Raw genomic sequence first — 17,786 nt, forward strand, 5'->3', positions numbered from 1 at the left:
CGGGACAGGAATAAATGTGCCGTCTGATCGTAATTGCGGCCGGCCCTGTCGCAGCCGGTTTGGAAATATCGGGCAGGTGGAAAGCCAACAATAGTGGTGGAATACACGTGTCGGGATGGGTTGCTCGGCACAACGATTGCGTGCAGATATGGGAGCGATGAACTGAGGGAAACTCAAGCCGGCACATCGGACGGATGCCCGATAAAGTCCTCTCAACAACGGAAGCACGAAACAATCATGACCACTGATTTCGATAAGGGGCACGTAGCAGAGCAATACAAGAAGGTGAAAGAGCAGCCGTGGCGATCGCGGGTCGAGACGTATTCCCTGATGAAGCTGATTGGGGATGTCTCAGGCAAAAAAGTTTTGGATGTTGCCTGCGGCGAGGGTCATTTCACCCGTATTCTTGGTCGGGCCGGTGCTTCGAAGGTGGTTGGTGTGGACATTTCCGAACGGATGATTGAGCTCGCTCGCAATCAGGAAGCGCAGGAGTCCATCGGGATCGAATATCGGGTCGAAGACGTCCGGTCGGCCGGCCCACGGCAGGATTTCGATTTGGTCGTAGCGGCCTGGCTGCTGGTCTATGCGCAAGATCGCGCGGAACTAGCACGCATGTGCCAGGGGCTTGCCAGCCGTCTGAAGTCCGGGGGACGTTTTGTCACCTTCACCACGAACCCCGCCGTCTATGACTTTCGGCCGCCGCCCGATTATCAAAAATATGGCTTCGACATAAAGCTGGCCGACCGTGTCGCTGACGGTGCTCCGATAACCTGGTCGGGCTACGTCGATGGCTCTCTTCTTGAGGTTGATAATTACTACCTTCCGGTCGAGGCGTACGAAGCCGCCTTTCGAGACGCCGGGTTTCACAGCTTTGCGGTTCACGCACCGGAACTGTCGCCTTCTCCGGACGGCAAGGATGATCTCGAATACTGGAATTACTTTTTTGAACATCCCCCTACGATCCTTATCGACTGCATAAGGGGCTAGCTCGGCTCGTTTTGCGGTCAAGGGTGATCCGGCACTGCGTGTTCTGGCGAACTTGCCCGACTATGAGATCTTCACCAAACTGTTGGCAAGCGGGAAGCAGAGTCGGGCGTTTTCAGCCCGGACGCTACTCCATTTATGAGTCACGCCTCCTAAAAACGGCGCTAAAGGGCAGCGTTTCTGCGACCAGTCCATAACTGAATCTGTCGCTAACAATCTATAAGTCTTTGATTTTAATGGTGAGCCGACAGGGGCTCGAACCCTGGACCTACTGATTAAAAGTCAGTTGCTCTACCAGCTGAGCTATCGGCTCCCGACAGGCGCGATAGCGGCCCTCAAGAATTGCGCGGAACATATGCATGCGGCCTTGGCTGGTCAACCGGAAAATTGCAACATTTGTCTTCTTTTTCAATTTTCGTTTCACCGCGCAAAAAGGTGACTGGCGCGTGAACGCCAAGAGCCTTAATAGAGGGGCGTATACAACGCGGACAAGACCTTTGAACATCGCAGATATTTCCGTTTTAACTGCCATATTTGCCGGCAGCCTTTCGTTCCTCTCCCCATGCGTGCTGCCGCTTGTGCCGCCGTATCTGTGCTATATGGCCGGCGTCAGCATGGAAGACTTCCAGGGCGGTCATGAAAGCGATCGCGGAACACGCCGCTCGATCATGCTCGCATCGTTCTTTTTTACCTTTGGGTTTTCGACCGTTTTTGTCGCGCTCGGCGCCGGTGCATCCAGTATCGGCGGGCTTTTGCGTGCGCACATGGACATTCTTTCGCAAATCGCCGGCGTCGTGATCATCATCATGGGCTTGCATTTTCTGGGCCTGTTCCGAATCGGTTTCCTCAACCGCGAAGCCCGCTTTCAGAGCGGCGGCACACCGGCGACCATGACCGGTGCCTATATTATGGGTCTTGCATTCGCATTTGGCTGGACACCCTGCATCGGTCCGGTCCTGGGAGCCATACTGGGTGTTGCAAGCGCGCGCGATACAGTGGGAGACGGCGCATTTCTGCTGGCGGCCTACTCGCTGGGCCTGGCCGTCCCGTTCTGGATTGCAGCAGCATTTTCAGGCGTTTTCATGCAGTTCCTGACGCGCTTTCGCCGTCATCTCGGACATGTGGAAAAGGCGATGGGCGGACTTCTCGTTTTGACCGGGATACTGTTCCTGACCGGTGGCATGCAGCGCATGGCCTTCTGGCTTCTCGAGACATTTCCAGCATTTGCAACGATCGGCTAGCTTTCCGGCACGCCGATTTTCTTTGACCTTTTACCGGCAGGAAAAGTGGCGAGCGATACGCCGCCCAGCACAAGCAGAATACCTGCAACGTGGAAGGCCTGAAGCTTTTCTCCCAGAAACAGGACGGCAAGGAGAACACCGTAGGGCGGCAACAGATACATGAAGATGCCGGTGAGTGAGGCGCCGAGCGTCCTCAACCCGTATTGAAATCCCGAAAACGCCAGCAGGGATGAAAAGACGACGATCCCGGCAATACCCTGCCATGCTGATCCTGTCACCGGCATCACCGCGCCCGATACGAATTCAAAGAGCGCAAAGGGAAGCAGCAAAAGCGCCCCTGCGGCGCACACCAGACCGAACAGGGACATGATCGGCAGTTTGGACAGGCGTCCGCTTCTGAACAGGATAGAGTATCCTGCCCATGACACAGCCGCCAGCACAAAGCCGACATCTCCGACATTCAGTGACCCGGAAAGAAAACGATTGAAGCTGCCCTGAAACAAAATCGCCGCAACCCCTACAAATGCGACCGCCATACCGCCAAGTTCGCGCCAGCGGATCGTCCTGTCGAAAAACACCCGCTCCAGAAGGATGATCATCAGCGGCGATGTGGTGTAGATCAGCGTGCCGTTTGTCGCCGTTGTGTGCTGGAGGGAATAGTACACGCCCGCACCCGATATCCACATGCCCAGAAAGCCGAGCAGGAGCAGCAATAGCGGCTCCCGGCGCACCACATCGATAACCTCCCGTCTTGCCTTGAAGACAAAGGGAAGGAGAATCAGAGCGCAGAAACTCCAGCGCAAAAAGGCCAGCGTGAACGGAGCGACCTCCGGAACCGTAACGCGCCCGAAAATGATATTTGTGGAAAAGAAAAGCGGCGTTAGCGCCATAACCACATAGGCAATGGCAAGACGCGGCGAACGGCCGGATGGGGTCAGTACATTAGATGTCATGGAGATACGCGCGCCGGGGCTTTCCTAAAAAGAACAAATTCTTTAGACGTCCTGTATTATCTTTCCCCAAAATAAAAGAACTAAAAATGGAGAATGCAATGGCGCGCAATTGTCTCGCAGTGGTGCTGGCGGCAGGGGACAGCACCCGGATGAAGTCGTCGACGTCCAAGGTACTGCACACCGTGGGCAATTTGCCGATGATCACGCACGTCATCAAGGCAGCGCAGTCGGCCGATGTCGATTCGGTCGCGCTGGTCGTGGGCCGGAACGCTGACGAGGTGGCCGCTGCGGCCGATACGGGACTGCCGGTATCAACCTGGTCGCAGAACGAGCGCCTGGGAACGGCCCATGCGGTTCTTGCCGCGCGCAAGGCCATCGAGGAAGGCTTTGACGATATCCTGGTCATATTCGGTGATACGCCGCTGATCACATCAAAATCCCTTGCCAATGCCCGCGCTGCGCTTGCAGAAGGCGCAGATGTTGCAGTGATCGGCTTCCGGACCGATGCCCCGGACGGCTATGGACGTCTGATCGAACGCGACGGGCAACTTGCAGCCATCCGTGAGCACCGCGATGCGACGGACGCGGAACGTGCAATCACTTTTTGCAATGGCGGCCTGATGGCAATATCTGGGCGCAAGGCTCTCGAATTGCTGGACGCCGTTGGGAACGACAATGCAAAGGGCGAATATTATCTGACGGACATCGTTGAAATCGCGCGGGCCGCCGGAGGCTCGGTTGTTGCCGTTGAGGCAAGCGCCGAAGAAGTCCTCGGAATCAATACACGTGTGGAACTCGCAGAGGCAGAGTCACTGTGGCAACACAAGCGGCGTCACGACCTGATGATGGCGGGCGTCAGTATGCGAGCGCCAGAGACCGTCTTTGTCAGCCACGACACATTGATTGAGGCCGATGTGACCATTGAGCCTAATGTCATCATCGGACCGGGCGTCACAATTCGCAGCGGTGCGACAGTATTTTCGTACAGTCACCTTGAGGGTGCGGTTATAGACACCGGCTGCTCGGTTGGGCCGTTTGCGCGCCTGAGGCCTGGAGCCGAATTACAGCACGGTGCCAAAGTCGGAAACTTCTGCGAAGTCAAAAACGCGGTCATTGGCGACGGCGCCAAGGTGAATCACCTGACCTATGTCGGTGATGCGGATATCGGGGCGAAAGCCAATATCGGTGCCGGTACGATCACCTGCAATTATGACGGCGTTAACAAACACCGCACAATCATTGGCGCCGGCGCTTTTGTCGGCTCCAACTCAGCGCTCGTTGCGCCGGTGACGATTGGTGACGGTTCCTATGTTGCGTCCGGCAGCGTCGTAACGATGGATGTACCGGCAGATGCTTTGTCGTTCGGGCGGGCACGGCAGACCAACAAAGAAGGGCTGGCCGTAAAGTTGAAAGAGCGCAGCCTTGCGGAAAAAGAGCGCCGCAGAAAAGCCGGGAATTGATCTTCCGGTTGCGCTGTCGGCCATATAAAACAAAATTTGTGATGTAATTGTTTGCGACATTGTCGCCATTGCAGTGATCAGGCAAATGGCTATCAAAGCAGTGTTCTGAGGGGAATTTTATGTGCGGCATTGTTGGAATCATTGGCAATAAGCCGGTTGCGTCGCTTCTGGTGGACGCGCTGAAGAGGCTTGAATATCGCGGATACGATTCAGCCGGTGTTGCAACCCTGCTCAAGGGTAAGCTCGACCGCCGCCGTGCGGAAGGCAAACTTGTCAACCTCGAGGCAGAGCTTTCTGGCAACCCGCTCGACGGCAATGTGGGTATTGGCCACACGCGCTGGGCCACCCATGGCGCGCCGACGCAAAACAACGCGCACCCGCATTTTTGTGAGGGGGTCGCCGTTGTTCACAACGGTATCATTGAGAATTTTTCTGAGATCCGGGAGCAGTTGTCAGCAAGGGGTGCTGAGTTTACCACCGATACCGACACCGAGGTTGTCGCCCAGCTTCTTGCCAGCCTGTTGCGCAGTGGAAAAACACCCAAGGAAGCCATGCTCGCGACGCTGAAGCTGATCAAAGGCGCCTACGCCCTTGCGGTGCTATTCGATGGTGAAGACGGTCAGATCATGGGAGCACGCAATGGTCCGCCACTTGCCGTTGGTTTCGGAGACGGTGAGATGTTCCTTGGTTCTGACGCTATTGCGCTGTCGCCCTTTACCGACGACATCACCTATCTCGAGGATGGCGACTGGGCCGTTATTCGCAAGGACGGCGTGGAGATATTCGACGGCGAAGGCAAACGGGTTGAACGCCCGCGCAGCAAGGCTTCCACCGCTTATGCCCAGGTGGATAAGGGAAACCACCGCCATTTCATGGAAAAGGAAATCTATGAGCAGCCGGAGGTAATGTCCCATACGCTTGCTCACTATGTGGATTTTGCCTCCGGAAAGGTCCGCGATCTCGCGTCCGAAATCGACTTTTCATCGGTAGACGGTCTTAAAATAGCGGCATGTGGAACTGCCTATTACGCCGGTCAAATCGGAAAATACTGGTTTGAGCGTTATGCGCGGCTCCCAGTCGAGATCGATGTGGCTTCGGAATTCCGCTACCGGGAGATGCCGCTGCCGGGAAACCAGGCGGCCCTGTTTGTCTCTCAGTCCGGCGAGACCGCCGATACGCTTGCTTCTTTGCGCTACTGCAAGGAACACGGGCTGAAAATCGGCTCGATTGTCAATGTCCGCGAATCAACGATCGCCCGCGAATCGGATGTGGTATTTCCGACGCTGGCCGGTCCGGAAATAGGCGTTGCATCCACCAAGGCACTGACCTGTCAGCTCTCTGCATTTGCAGCGCTTGCGATCGCTGCTGGACGCGCCCGCGGCACACTGATTGCGGACGAGGAACTGAACATGGTCCGGGCACTCTCAGAGGCGCCGAGAATTGCGGGCTCCGTGCTCAATTCCATACAGCCGCAGTTGGAAACCCTTTCCAGAGAACTGTCAAAATACCGGGACGTTCTTTATCTTGGGCGCGGCACCAACTTTACGCTCGCCCTTGAAGGTGCCCTTAAGCTCAAGGAAATTTCCTACATTCATGCGGAAGGCTATGCCGCCGGAGAACTCAAGCACGGGCCGATAGCACTGATCGACGAAAACATGCCTGTCATCGTCATTGCTCCCTATGACCGGCATTACGAAAAGACGATATCAAACATGCAGGAAGTTGCGGCCAGGGGAGGGCGAATCATTTTCGTTACCGACGAAAACGGCGCCGCCGCCAATGACCTCGAGACAATGGCAACGATCGCTCTGCCGAATGTCGATGAACTGGTTATGCCGTTGATTTTTACCCTGCCTATTCAGTTGATTGCCTATCACACCGCGGTTTTCATGGGCACCGATGTTGATCAACCCAGAAATCTGGCGAAATCCGTCACTGTCGAATAGGACAGGCATGAAGGCTGGCAAATGGGGATTTACGCATTTTCCCGGACTGTTAAGCGCGCGCGAAACAGGCCATGTGCGAACTGAGCTTGTTGCCGGAAGCGTATGTTCCTATATTACTTTGCATATATTCTTGCTCCCCATTGCGGCTCGGTGAATGTCAGAAAAACAAACCCGCCTATCAGCGTCAACACGGATCAGAAACTACTTTCTGACCGGATTGATTATTTGTGCGCCGCTGGCGATCACAGCCTATCTAACCTGGTCTTTCATCAAATGGGTGGATGGCTGGGTAAAACCCTATCTGCCGGCAGTTTATAACCCCGACAACTACCTGCCGTTCAGCATTCCCGGGTTCGGTCTGCTGACGGCGCTGGTGTTCATTACCGTCGTTGGTTTTCTGACCGCGAACCTCATTGGCCGCACCATCGTCGCTTACGGCGAATCGATCCTCAACCGGATGCCGCTGATCAGGGGTGTCTACAAAGGTCTGAAGCAAATATTTCAGACGGTTCTTGCCGAGCAGAACAACTCCTTCAACAAGGCCGGTCTCATCGAATATCCGCGCCGCGGCATCTGGTCCATGGTGTTCCTGGCGACAGAAACCAAGGGAGAGGTGGACTCGCGGCTTCATGATACCGGCAATGACACCATTTCGGTATTTCTGCCAACAACGCCGAATCCAACATCCGGTTTCCTGCTGTTCGTCCCGCGGGACGAAATTATCATTCTGGATATGACCGTCGAGGAGGCCGCCAAAATGGTAATTTCAGCGGGTTTGGTCGCACCTGAATATCAGGCCAAGACGGAAGCGCTCGCCAAAGAGGCTCAGGAAAAACAGGATTTGGAAGACAGCCAATCCGCCGCACAGTAGGCGACAATTCAACTGGCGCGCAATTTGCGGATTTTCCGCTTCAGTTTCGTTGCGAAGCTCATCCCGGCGTTGTGGCGATGGTTGCCACGGCCATTGATGAGAGAAGCATCGATAAAGAGTTGCCCGCCATTGTTTCGAAGGCTCTCATGAAAAGCGACATGTTCGCAAACCTCATGGCCGTCTTCGTCTACTCCGACATATCGGCAATCGCGCAGCGCCTGTAACCTGTAAATCCCGAAGCCGCCAAAAGCGCTCTGAACTTCGATGAACCCACGCTCCGGATCCAGCTTTTCGCGCCGCTTTACGACGAACTCGTCAATCGCCTCTTCTTTTGACATATCCTCAGGGCGCTCGCGGACACGTTTCCAGCAATCGTCCGGGCTCCAGGTTGGATGGCGCAGGGCCCAGATATCGTAGTACCGTTCGCTTTGATTTGCGAACACGGCCGTCCATGCTGGCTCCTCAAGCTCCATAAGTTCCAGGATACGCACCTTGTCGAGCCGTTCATTGACGGCGTCTAGATCCAGTTTTATCAGGTAGTCGAATTGTCCCAGCCGCTGCGAAGATAACGCGGTCTCCACGCATTTGTTGCGCAGCAGAGCGAGCCGTTCGGTCCTCGAATTTATTTTAGCATCCAGATTGTCAAACGACTGGACCGTTCCTCGGTCATGCTTTTGGTGGAACCGCTCGAGCTGCTTCGCTGTATTGTCCACCGAGTTGTTTTCGAAAAACACATACCCCCAATCGTCGAGATCGGCACTGAGATCTTCGATGGAATTCAAAATGGAGGGAAGGGCGTGGGCGCAGTCGCGCGCTAGTCCGGCAAAAACGACCCGCTTTTGTGATGTCACAGCTGTTTTGTCCTGCATGATTTCAGACAATCGTACTAGCGTCGATTGACACGCTCGGCAAGTTCCGCGGCAGATCTATGCCCAGGAGATTCACGTGGAGGCCTTACCGGAGCGCTTTCGGCTATGATAGGTCAGAGCAAGGGCCAGGCAGTGTTTCAATGCATCATCGGGCGGCGGCTGTGCTGCCGCAAACGACATGCGACGATTGCCCTCAAACTCAAAGAGATCCGGATAGAGTTCGCGGCATGTCGAAATCAGGTCGGTCTGGCAATGAAAGAAGATGGAGCACTGATCCGGGCGACTGGAATGCCAGTTCATGCGGATGGTTGACCCGCTCTTCGGTCGAACGGTCAGGTAACTCGGTTCACCCCACTTTAGAGTTTCTTCTACTTTTCCAACACCATCCGTATCCGAAGCCGCCAGAAATACCAGTTCGCGCAGGGCAAGCATGCTTTCTTTCACATCGTCCGGATAGCCGGAAAATATGGCTTCGACATCTGCCGATTGAAAGGGTGTCATCGTTTTTCCTATCCCGCACGCAGCAGCTTAATCGCCTCGTCCCGCCGCCACAAATACAACAGCATCCGTAGCGCCTGACCGCGCTCGGACGCAAGTTCACCGTCCATTTCCAGGATATAGCGCGCATCGTTGCGGGCGGTCTCCAAAAGGTCCCGGTGCGCCTCGAGGTCGACGAGCCGAAAACCGGGTGCACCCGACTGTCTGGTTCCAAGCAATTCGCCTTCACCGCGAAGTTTCAAGTCCTCTTCAGCGATTCGGAAACCGTCCTCACTCTCACGCATGATGGATAGCCGTGCTCTTGCCGTCTCGCTCAACGGCCCTTTGTAGAGGAGGATACAGCTGGAAGCCTCCGATCCGCGTCCGACACGTCCGCGAAGCTGATGCAATTGCGCCAGCCCGAAGCGCTCGGCATGCTCGATGACCATGATCGACGCGTCCGGAACATCGACGCCAACCTCGATCACCGTGGTCGCCACCAGAATACGTGTTTTGCCGGTTTTGAAATCCTGCATCGCACGATCCTTGTCGGCGCTGCTCATACGGCCATGCACCACGTCGACAAGCGCACCGAATTCCGCGGCAAGATATGCGTGCCGCTGCTCCGCGGACATGAGTTCCGAGAGTTCCGATTCTTCGACGAGGGGACATATCCAGTAGGCCTTCTTTCCCTTTGATATCGCATCCTTCAGCCTCCGGACGATGTCGCCGATACGTTCAAGTTCAAGAGTTACGGTTTTTATGGGAAGCCGGCCGGCCGGTTTTTCAGTCAGGCGCGATACGTCCATATCGCCAAACGCTGAAAGGACGAGAGTTCGCGGGATAGGTGTTGCAGTCGTCACCAGCATGTGAGGCGCTGCACCCTTTGCCGTCAGGCGAAGACGTTGATGCACCCCGAACCGGTGCTGCTCGTCGACCACGGCAAGAAGCAGGTCATGATAATTGACGCTTTCCTGGAACAAAGCATGGGTGCCAACAATCATTTTTGTCTCACCGCTCTCAATGCGGGAGAGGATTGCTTGCCGTTCTTTCGCCTTTGTACGGCCCGTCAGTATATCCACGCGAACGCCGGCCTGACGTGCCAGGGGTTCGATCGTGGCAAAGTGCTGCTGCGCGAGTATCTCGGTGGGTGCCATCAAAACCGACTGCCCGCCGACCTCTGCACAGGCCGCCATTGCAAAGAGCGCGACGGCCGTTTTGCCCGAGCCGACGTCTCCCTGAAGCAGCCGCAACATTCTGTTCGGGCTTTGCATATCCTTGAGGATGTCCGCGATCGCCTCCCGCTGGCTTTCGGTTAATTGAAAAGGAAGCGCTTCAAGCAGTTTTTCCCGGACAGAGCCGTCGCCCTTTACAGGTCTGCCCTGCAGCTTGCGGATGCGTTGACGCACAAGCGCAAGAGAAAGCTGTCCCGCCAGGAGTTCGTCATAGGCAAGACGCCGCCGCGCGGGTGCATTGGGGTTCATGTCATGCTCGTCGCGCGGTGCATGCAGCCCGCGCACGGCTGCGGCAAAATCCGGCAACCCGTTCTGTACAAGGAACGCCTCATTCAGCCACTCGGGCAGGTCAGGGAGGGCGGCGACGGCGCTGTCTACGGCGCGTTGCAGCAATTTCGGTGATAGGCCCGCCGTGAGCGGATAGACCGGTTCCACCAGCGGAAAATTATCGATGTCTTCCGCAAGTGCCATCCGGTCCGGGTGAACCATCGATGCCCGGCCGTTGAACCAGTCAACCTTACCGCTGACCAGCACCGTTTCTCCAACCGGCAACGATCGCTCGAGCCAGCTTTGGCGAGCGTGAAAGAACGTTAGCGCAATGTCGCCTGTCTCATCATGGGCAAATACCCGGTACGGGACATTGCCTTTGCCCCGTGGCGAAGGCTGATGTCGATCGACATGCAGTTTCAGGGTGACGATTGCGTGCTCCGGCGAATAGGCAACGCCAGGCTGGTTCCTGCGATCGATCAGCCGGTGTGGCGGCAGGAGAAGGAGATCGACGGCCCTTGTGTCATCGGCGCTTTCCCGACCCAGTGCCTTCGCGATCAGCGCCGCAATCTTGGGTCCAATGCCGGTGAAGGATGTTATCGGCACAAACAGCGGGTCAAGCAGATTTGGACGCATTCAGTCACGTTCTCCGTAACTGTCCACCTTTGGAAAAATTGCCTGAAACAGATCAAGATCGCGTGCCATATCTCTCCTCGTCGATGGACTGACGCGTAACCTATCACGATGCAACCCGATCTTTGAACGCAAAGCTGACAATTGGCTTTGCCTTCGCTATAGAAACGCATCACCACGAGGAAACAGAACAGCATATGACCGGCACGACCCGTACAAGCGCAGAACTGGACCCCAGGCGCAGGCGTATTCTCTTTCGCGCCTGGCATCGCGGTATCAGGGAGATGGACCTGATTCTCGGCCAGTTTGCGGACGAAAACATCGATCGTTTGAGCGATGCGCAACTGGACGTACTGGAAGCCCTGATGGCCGTCGACGACCGGGATCTCGTCCAATGGGTCACCAGCGAAATACCGGTGCCCCCGGAACACGACACGGAAATCTTCCAGCAGGTTTGCGCCTACAGACAAAGTGACCAGGAATGCTGACAAGTCTTGCTGCCGACCGCATATTCAATGCAAAAAACCCGACAACGCTTGCCAATGTCCCATCCGGCTCCGAGCCGCTCATTTTGGCCGAGGCGGCAAGAAAGGGGCAGGCGGTCGTCTACATTTTGTCAGACGGCCAGCGCATGGCCGATGTTGCGCAGAACCTCGAATTTGTTGCGCCGGATATTCCGGTGCTTTCCTTACCCGGCTGGGATTGTCTGCCCTATGACCGCGTATCGCCCAGCGCCGATGCCGCCGCGCGGAGACTGTCATCACTTGGCGCCCTGATCGCGCATCGGGCAAATCCCCATGCTGCAATCGTGCTGATTTCGGTCAACGCGCTGATGCAGAAAATTCCACCGCGCAATGTCCTGGACGGTCTCGGGTTCCATGCGCGGCCAGGAAACCAGATCCGCATGGACGACCTTACCCGGAGGCTTTCGACGAATGGATTCGAAAGGGTGCCGACGGTCCGCGAAGTTGGCGAATATGCCATACGCGGGGGCATCCTCGATGCGTTCGTGCCGGGGTATGACGAGCCGCTGCGTCTCGATTTCTTCGGCGATACGCTGGAAAGCATTCGTTGTTTTGACGCCGCCACACAGCGAACTACAAGCCAGGCGCAGGAACTGACACTCAATCCGATGAGTGAAGTCTCGCTGGATGCCGAAACCATCAGTCGCTTCCGGAAAAATTATCTGGCGTTGTTCGGTGCGGCGAAGCGCGAAGACGCACTTTACCAGGCAATCAGCGAAGGCAGGCGTTTCGCCGGTATGGAACACTGGCTCCCGCTCTTTTATGAGAAGCTGGAAACGACATTCGATTATCTCGAAGGATTTTCCTTCTACACAGACCGGCATGTCGTTGAGGCGGCAACTGAGCGTCATGCACAGATCATCGACCACTTTGAAGCGCGCCAGAAAATAACCGAGGAGGCATCCTCCGCTCACGCCACGCCATATAATCCGGTGCCCGTCGACCAGCTTTATCTTCAACCGTCGGCAATTTCCGATTTTCTGGATACCGCAAATGCGGTCAGTCTTTCGCCCTTCATGGAGGAAGAGAGCAGCGCCAGGCGTGTCGTCAATCTGGACGCGCATGCCGGGCCGCGCTGGGCAAGCACTGTCGAAAAACAGGAAACCGGTGCCCAGAAGGTCAACGTGTTCGACCAGGTGGTCAGGCACATTGGCGAAAAACGGGCGGGTGGCACAAAGGTACTGATCACCGCCTGGACGGAAGGTTCACTGGACCGGTTGCTGCAGGTTTTGGGCGAGCACGGCCTGGAGCGCGTGCGTATTATCAGGTCGTTGTCCGAAACACTCGATCTCGGACAGGGCGAGGCCGCAGCCGCCATCCTCAATCTGGAAAGCGGGTATGAGATCGACGGCATTGCCGTGATCGGCGAACAGGACATACTCGGTGACCGACTGGTTCGACGCGGTCGGCGACGCAAAAAGGGCGCGGATTTCATATCCGAAGTCTCCGGTCTCGAAGAAGGCGACATCGTAGTTCACGCCGAACACGGAATCGGCAAGTTCATGGGGCTGAGGACCATAGAGGCGGCCGGCGCCCCGCATGCCTGTCTGGAATTGCGATATGCCGAACAGGCCAAGCTTTTTCTGCCGGTGGAAAATATCGAGCTTTTGTCCCGCTACGGTTCCGAAGCCACCGAGGCGGTTCTCGACAAACTCGGCGGGGTTGCCTGGCAGTCGCGCAAGGCAAAGCTGAAAAAGCGTCTCCTGGAAATGGCCGATGCGCTGATCCGCATCGCTGCGGAGCGACAGATGCGCCATGCCCCGCAACTTAAAATTCCCGAAGGGCTCTATGACGAATTCGCGGCTCGCTTCCCCTATGATGAAACGGATGATCAGGCCAACACTATCGATTCCGTGCTCGATGATCTTCGGGGCGGGGTTCCGATGGATCGTCTCGTTTGCGGCGATGTCGGTTTCGGCAAGACGGAAGTGGCGCTGAGAGCAGCGTTCATTGCAGCAATGAATGGTGTGCAGGTTGCTGTTGTCGTGCCCACAACGCTGCTTGCCCGCCAGCATTACAAGACTTTCAGCGACCGGCTGCGCGGTTTTCCGGTCCGTGTCCAGCAGGCGTCGCGTCTGGTCGGCCAGAAGGAACTGAACCTTACGAAGAAAGAACTAGCGGAAGGCAAGAGCGATATCGTCATTGGCACCCATGCGCTGCTTGGTAAGTCGATCAATTTTGCAAATCTTGGCCTGCTTATCATCGACGAGGAGCAACATTTCGGTGTCAAACACAAGGAGCGGCTGAAGGAACTGAAATCTGACGTCCATGTTCTGACACTTTCGGCGACGCCAATTCCGCGGACCCTGCAACTTGCCATGACCGGCGTGCGGGAGCTTTCGCTGATCACCACGCCGCCGGTGGACCGGATGGCCGTCCGCACATTTATCTCACCGTTCGATCCGCTGGTCATACGCGAAACACTGTTGCGCGAGCACTATCGCGGGGGGCAGAGTTTTTACGTCTGCCCGCGCGTGTCGGATCTGGAAGATGTACGCTCGTTCCTCGAGGCCGATGTGCCGGAGTTGAAGGTCGCAGTGGCACACGGGCAAATGCCGGCCGGTGAACTCGACGACATCATGAATGCCTTTTATGACGGCCAATATGACGTGCTGCTTTCGACAACGATCGTCGAGTCCGGCCTCGATGTTCCGACCGCCAATACGCTCATTGTTCACCGTGCCGATATGTTTGGACTGGCTCAGCTTTACCAACTGCGCGGCCGGGTAGGGCGCTCCAAGGTTCGAGCTTTTTCCCTGTTCACGCTGCCGGTCAACAAGGTTCTGACAGCCACCGCGGACCGCAGGCTCAAGGTCCTCCAATCGCTGGATACGCTTGGTGCGGGTTTCCAGCTGGCAAGCCATGACCTCGATATCCGCGGTGCGGGCAATCTCCTCGGTGAGGAACAGTCCGGCCACATCAAGGAAGTCGGATTCGAGCTCTACCAGCATATGCTCGAGGAAGCGGTCGCCGAACTGAAAGGAGAGGAAGACCTCGTCGATACCGGCTGGTCTCCGCAGATAACCGTCGGAACGTCAGTGATGATCCCGGACGAATATGTGCCTGACCTGCATTTGCGGTTAGGTCTTTATCGTCGGCTTGGCGACCTGACCACACCGACCGAGATCGATGCATTTGGCGCTGAACTCATAGACCGTTTCGGACCGTTGCCGGAAGAGGTTCAGCACCTTCTGAAAATAGTGTTCATGAAATCGCTTTGCCGCACGGCCAATGTCGAAAAACTGGATGCGGGTCCGAAGGGAATTGTCGTGCAATTCCGCAATGCCGAATTCCCCAATCCAACCGGTCTGGTCGAGCATCTCGGCAAACAGGGTTTGCTGGCAAAGATCCGGCCGGATCAAAGCATACTTTTTGTCCGTGATCTTCCGAGCGCACAAAAACGGCTGAGCGGCGCTGCGGTAATCATGAGCCAGCTGGCGGAAATTGCGGAAGCCGGTTAAGTCGCCGGCTGTGTATCGGGCGCCGCTTCTTTCTCCTTGGCGACATCACGGATCGCACTGGCAAGAACATCGGCTGACTGCGCGCCCATGACAGCGTATTTGTTTTCAAGAATGAAACAGGGAACACCTGTCACGCCCATCTTTCTGGCGACATCGATTTCCTGTTCAACCTCCAGGCAATCGGCCGTCCCGACGAGAAGGCTTTCCGTGATGGACCGGTCCATGCCGGCCTGCTCCGCTGCATCGAGCAGAACAGCGTTGTCTCCAATATTTTTGCCTTCAATGAAATAGGCCTTGAACAGAAGATCCACCAGCCGGTCCTGCACGCCGGGTGCTTCCGACGCCGACCAACGGATGAGCCTGTGTGCGTCCAGCGTATTGGGCGAGACCTCTATACCGCTGAAATTGAATGGAATATCTTCCTCGCGTCCGGCATCGACAATGGTTGAGTAGATCTGTTTCGCGCGCTCGGAACCACCGAACTTTTCTTCCAGATACTGCTTTCGGTCCTTGCCTTCTTTGGGCAGTGTTGGATCGAGTTGATAGGGCCGCCAGCGAACGTCAACCTCAAGATCTTCCGGCAGGTCCTTCAAAGCCTCTTCAAGCCTTTTCTTGCCGATATAGCACCAGGGGCACATTACATCCGACACGATATCGATATTGACCGCTGTCATCCGGATTCTCCATTCAAGCCGACTGCCGCACTATTGCGCCGCCCTTTTGTCCCACCAGGCCGGCAGCACATAGCCGTAAATGGGCGTAAAGGCGGGATGTTCAAGGTTTGACCGGTACGCAACCCGTTGCCCTGGCAGGTAATAGAGCGGAACAACATAGTGCCCGGAAATCAAAACGCGATCAAACGCCCGAACGGCAGCGGTAAAATCCTCCTGGGATCGCGCTTCCAGCATCGCCTCGATCATCGCATCGATGGCGGGGTCAGCCGTACCTGCGTAGTTGAATGTACCCGGAACATCGCGAGAGCGGCTGTCCCAGCGCCAGATCTGCTCCGTGCCGGGAGATAGTGACGCCGAGTAGCTCTTCATGATCATGTCGTAATCATAGTTCTGGCTTCGGCGTTGATACTGCGCATCGTCAACAGTGTGAATGCGGAGCTCAATACCGAGTGCGGCAAGATTGCGCTGGTAGGCGAGGGCGATTTTCTCCTGACCTTCATTTTGGGTCATGACTTCGAAGGCAAGCTGCTCGCCGGCCTCGTTGAGCAGCTTGCCTCCGCTGATCCTGTACCCCGCTTCGTTCAGCAGCTCCAGCGCCGCCCTTTGGACCTTTCGGTCACGGCCACTGCCATTGGTTCTTGTCGCGTGATAGTTGCCGACCAGCACCGCTTCATCGACGGCATCCGGGAAGGGCTCGAGCAGTTTTCTTTCGATGTCGCTGGCGGGTATACCTATGGATGAAAGAAAGGAATGCTGGAAATAGCTTTCGGTGCGCTTGTAGGCGTCATCGAAAAGGGTCCTGTTGACCCATTCAAAATCAAACAGCATCGCCAGTGCGCGTCTCAGCCTGACGTCCTGGAATTTTTCCCGGCGGGTGTTGAAGACAAACCCGTACATGCCTGCCGGCGTTTTTCTTTCGAAAACGGTCTTTTCGACATCGCCGTTTTCGACAGCCGAGAAATTATAGGCGCGCTTCCAGCTTATGGGGCTTCCCTCGGCGTGAAAATCGAATATGCCCTTTTTGAAGGCTTCGAACTGGGCGCTGTCCGAAAGGAAATATTCGATCGATATTTCGTCGTAATTATCGATGCCACGCTTGATCGGCAGGTCATTGGCCCAATAGTCCGGTCTCCGCTCGAACGTGATTTTTTGCCCCGGCTTCACCTCGCTAATGCGATACGGACCCGAGGTGACCGGTGGATCAAATGTGGTTTTGTCAAATGTTTCAACATCGGTTGCGTGCTCTGGCAGGACCGGGTTGAGACCGAGGATCAGCGGAAATTCATTGCCGGCATCTTCCTTCAGTGTAAAGCGGACGCTGAGCGGTCCGGTCTTTTCCATGTTTTTGACCTTGTCGAGGCGGGAGGAGTAGGGCGGGCGACCCTTTTCCTCAAGCAGATTGAACGTGAAAATCACGTCATCCGCGGTAACATCTTTGCCGTCAGACCAGCGTGCAAGTGGGTTGATGTTGAACTGTATGTAGGTGCGTTCATCATCGAATTCGACGGATTCTGCCAGCAGGCCATAAAGCGTAAAGGGCTCATCGCGCGAGCGCTGCATCAGGCTTTCATGGGTCAGATTGCCGAATTGTGGATCCCACATGCCGCGCGCGGTTGTGCGCATGCTTTTGAGGATAAAAGGATTCAGATTGTCGAATGTACCGACCACACCGTAGGAAACGCGTCCTCCCTTCGGGGCATCCGGGTTTGCATAGGGAAAATGCTTGAAATCCGGTGCCAGTGCCGGCTCGCCATGGGATGCGATTGCGTGTTGCGGCTGTGCAGCCAAAGCGGGAACGAAACTGGCTGTCACCAGCAGCAATGCTGCAGATATCGGTCGGAGGAAGTAACGCATCGCGAGCCCTTTGCTGATTCTTCGCAAACCGTAGCATGAACATATTTGAATCCAACACGCACGGATCGGGCGTGAATTCACGGATTTTGCAGGAAATTTCGACCAATTGAAGATCGCAGTCATCAAACAGGGTGACAGGAAGAAGGTTTGCGCTTAGACAACACTTGAAAGTGCTATGGGCCTTGCAATGGCCTTATTTGCCGCACAGGGAGTACGCAATTGGAGACGCGGATTGGGAACCAGGCACAAACCGCGGATCGTTTGCTGCAGATGGGCCGCTTTCCATATAGGATGCGCGCAGCACTGCTGGTAATAATGAAGTATTGAAAGCCCAGGA

Annotated in this window: 13 protein-coding genes and 1 tRNA gene; 7 read left to right on the top strand and 7 right to left on the bottom strand. The window is 56.0% G+C overall.

Annotated elements, in window-relative coordinates; translation table 11 throughout:
* Positions 1–237 precede the first annotated feature (237 nt).
* Entirely contained in the window at positions 238–987 is a 750-nt protein-coding gene (locus tag ABVT35_RS10685; RefSeq protein WP_368466403.1) for a class I SAM-dependent methyltransferase, read from the top strand.
* Positions 988–1,221: 234 nt separating this feature from the next.
* On the opposite strand, the gene ABVT35_RS10690 is transcribed toward ABVT35_RS10685, so the two are convergent.
* Positions 1,222–1,297 (bottom strand) — tRNA-Lys (locus ABVT35_RS10690).
* Between the two features lie 184 nt (positions 1,298–1,481).
* On the opposite strand from ABVT35_RS10690, the gene ABVT35_RS10695 reads away from it, so the two are divergent.
* Positions 1,482–2,225 (top strand): cytochrome c biogenesis CcdA family protein, encoded by a 744-nt coding sequence (locus ABVT35_RS10695; RefSeq protein ID WP_368466404.1) that lies wholly within the window; start codon positions 1,482–1,484, stop codon positions 2,223–2,225.
* On the opposite strand, the gene ABVT35_RS10700 is transcribed toward ABVT35_RS10695, so the two are convergent.
* On the bottom strand, positions 2,222–3,178 hold the full coding sequence (locus ABVT35_RS10700) for a DMT family transporter (RefSeq protein ID WP_368466405.1): 957 nt from the start codon (positions 3,176–3,178) through the stop codon (positions 2,222–2,224). The genes ABVT35_RS10695 and ABVT35_RS10700 overlap by 4 nt on opposite strands.
* A gap of 98 nt (positions 3,179–3,276) precedes the next feature.
* On the opposite strand from ABVT35_RS10700, the gene glmU reads away from it, so the two are divergent.
* The 3 genes from glmU (at position 3,277) to ABVT35_RS10715 (ending at position 7,455) form a co-directional block, all read left to right on the top strand.
* Complete coding sequence (gene glmU, locus ABVT35_RS10705) at positions 3,277–4,638, top strand: bifunctional UDP-N-acetylglucosamine diphosphorylase/glucosamine-1-phosphate N-acetyltransferase GlmU (protein ID WP_368466406.1); 1,362 nt, start codon at positions 3,277–3,279, stop codon at positions 4,636–4,638.
* 119 nt (positions 4,639–4,757) lie between these two features.
* Complete coding sequence (glmS, locus tag ABVT35_RS10710; RefSeq protein ID WP_368466407.1) at positions 4,758–6,584, top strand: glutamine--fructose-6-phosphate transaminase (isomerizing); 1,827 nt, start codon at positions 4,758–4,760, stop codon at positions 6,582–6,584.
* Between the two features lie 154 nt (positions 6,585–6,738).
* Positions 6,739–7,455 (top strand): DUF502 domain-containing protein, encoded by a 717-nt coding sequence (locus ABVT35_RS10715; protein WP_368466408.1) that lies wholly within the window; start codon positions 6,739–6,741, stop codon positions 7,453–7,455.
* A gap of 8 nt (positions 7,456–7,463) precedes the next feature.
* On the opposite strand, the gene ABVT35_RS10720 is transcribed toward ABVT35_RS10715, so the two are convergent.
* From ABVT35_RS10720 to recG, 3 genes are all read right to left on the bottom strand, one after another.
* Positions 7,464–8,306 (bottom strand): hypothetical protein, encoded by an 843-nt coding sequence (locus ABVT35_RS10720; protein ID WP_368466409.1) that lies wholly within the window; start codon positions 8,304–8,306, stop codon positions 7,464–7,466.
* A 90-nt stretch (positions 8,307–8,396) separates the two neighbouring features.
* On the bottom strand, positions 8,397–8,825 hold the full coding sequence (locus ABVT35_RS10725; protein WP_368466410.1) for a DUF1801 domain-containing protein: 429 nt from the start codon (positions 8,823–8,825) through the stop codon (positions 8,397–8,399).
* 8 nt (positions 8,826–8,833) lie between these two features.
* On the bottom strand, positions 8,834–10,939 hold the full coding sequence (gene recG / locus ABVT35_RS10730) for an ATP-dependent DNA helicase RecG (RefSeq protein ID WP_368466411.1): 2,106 nt from the start codon (positions 10,937–10,939) through the stop codon (positions 8,834–8,836).
* 194 nt (positions 10,940–11,133) lie between these two features.
* Here recG and ABVT35_RS10735 point away from each other — a divergent pair, with 194 nt between their 5' ends.
* Together ABVT35_RS10735 and mfd are read left to right on the top strand one after the other, a co-directional pair.
* Complete coding sequence (locus ABVT35_RS10735) at positions 11,134–11,424, top strand: succinate dehydrogenase assembly factor 2 (RefSeq protein WP_368466412.1); 291 nt, start codon at positions 11,134–11,136, stop codon at positions 11,422–11,424.
* The gene (gene mfd, locus ABVT35_RS10740; protein ID WP_368466413.1) at positions 11,418–14,921 is read left to right on the top strand and encodes a transcription-repair coupling factor; all 3,504 of its coding nucleotides are present in this window, start codon (positions 11,418–11,420) and stop codon (positions 14,919–14,921) included. Before ABVT35_RS10735 ends, mfd begins: the two co-directional genes overlap by 7 nt.
* On the opposite strand, the gene ABVT35_RS10745 is transcribed toward mfd, so the two are convergent.
* Together ABVT35_RS10745 and ABVT35_RS10750 are read right to left on the bottom strand one after the other, a co-directional pair.
* Complete coding sequence (locus ABVT35_RS10745; RefSeq protein WP_368466414.1) at positions 14,918–15,595, bottom strand: DsbA family oxidoreductase; 678 nt, start codon at positions 15,593–15,595, stop codon at positions 14,918–14,920. The two genes, mfd and ABVT35_RS10745, sit on opposite strands and share 4 nt — an antisense overlap.
* Before the next feature lie 30 nt (positions 15,596–15,625).
* Positions 15,626–17,449, bottom strand: coding sequence for an extracellular solute-binding protein (locus ABVT35_RS10750; RefSeq protein ID WP_368466415.1), 1,824 nt, complete (start codon positions 17,447–17,449; stop codon positions 15,626–15,628).
* Positions 17,450–17,786 lie beyond the last annotated feature (337 nt).

This window comes from Hoeflea sp. TYP-13 (assembly GCF_040932035.1).
Classification (GTDB): domain Bacteria; phylum Pseudomonadota; class Alphaproteobacteria; order Rhizobiales; family Rhizobiaceae; genus Hoeflea_A.

What these genes read in the sequence shown, in the direction of transcription:
- ABVT35_RS10725 (WP_368466410.1), bottom strand. Translation starts at nt 8,825, where the DNA reads ATGACACCCTTTCAATCGGCAGATGTCGAAGCCATATTTTCCGGCTAT.
- recG (WP_368466411.1), bottom strand. Translation starts at nt 10,939, where the DNA reads ATGCGTCCAAATCTGCTTGACCCGCTGTTTGTGCCGATAACATCCTTC.
- ABVT35_RS10715 (WP_368466408.1), top strand. Translation starts at nt 6,739, where the DNA reads ATGTCAGAAAAACAAACCCGCCTATCAGCGTCAACACGGATCAGAAAC.
- glmU (WP_368466406.1), top strand. Translation starts at nt 3,277, where the DNA reads ATGGCGCGCAATTGTCTCGCAGTGGTGCTGGCGGCAGGGGACAGCACC.
- ABVT35_RS10750 (WP_368466415.1), bottom strand. Translation starts at nt 17,449, where the DNA reads ATGCGTTACTTCCTCCGACCGATATCTGCAGCATTGCTGCTGGTGACA.
- ABVT35_RS10700 (WP_368466405.1), bottom strand. Translation starts at nt 3,178, where the DNA reads ATGACATCTAATGTACTGACCCCATCCGGCCGTTCGCCGCGTCTTGCC.
- mfd (WP_368466413.1), top strand. Translation starts at nt 11,418, where the DNA reads ATGCTGACAAGTCTTGCTGCCGACCGCATATTCAATGCAAAAAACCCG.
- ABVT35_RS10745 (WP_368466414.1), bottom strand. Translation starts at nt 15,595, where the DNA reads ATGACAGCGGTCAATATCGATATCGTGTCGGATGTAATGTGCCCCTGG.
- ABVT35_RS10735 (WP_368466412.1), top strand. Translation starts at nt 11,134, where the DNA reads ATGACCGGCACGACCCGTACAAGCGCAGAACTGGACCCCAGGCGCAGG.
- glmS (WP_368466407.1), top strand. Translation starts at nt 4,758, where the DNA reads ATGTGCGGCATTGTTGGAATCATTGGCAATAAGCCGGTTGCGTCGCTT.
- ABVT35_RS10685 (WP_368466403.1), top strand. Translation starts at nt 238, where the DNA reads ATGACCACTGATTTCGATAAGGGGCACGTAGCAGAGCAATACAAGAAG.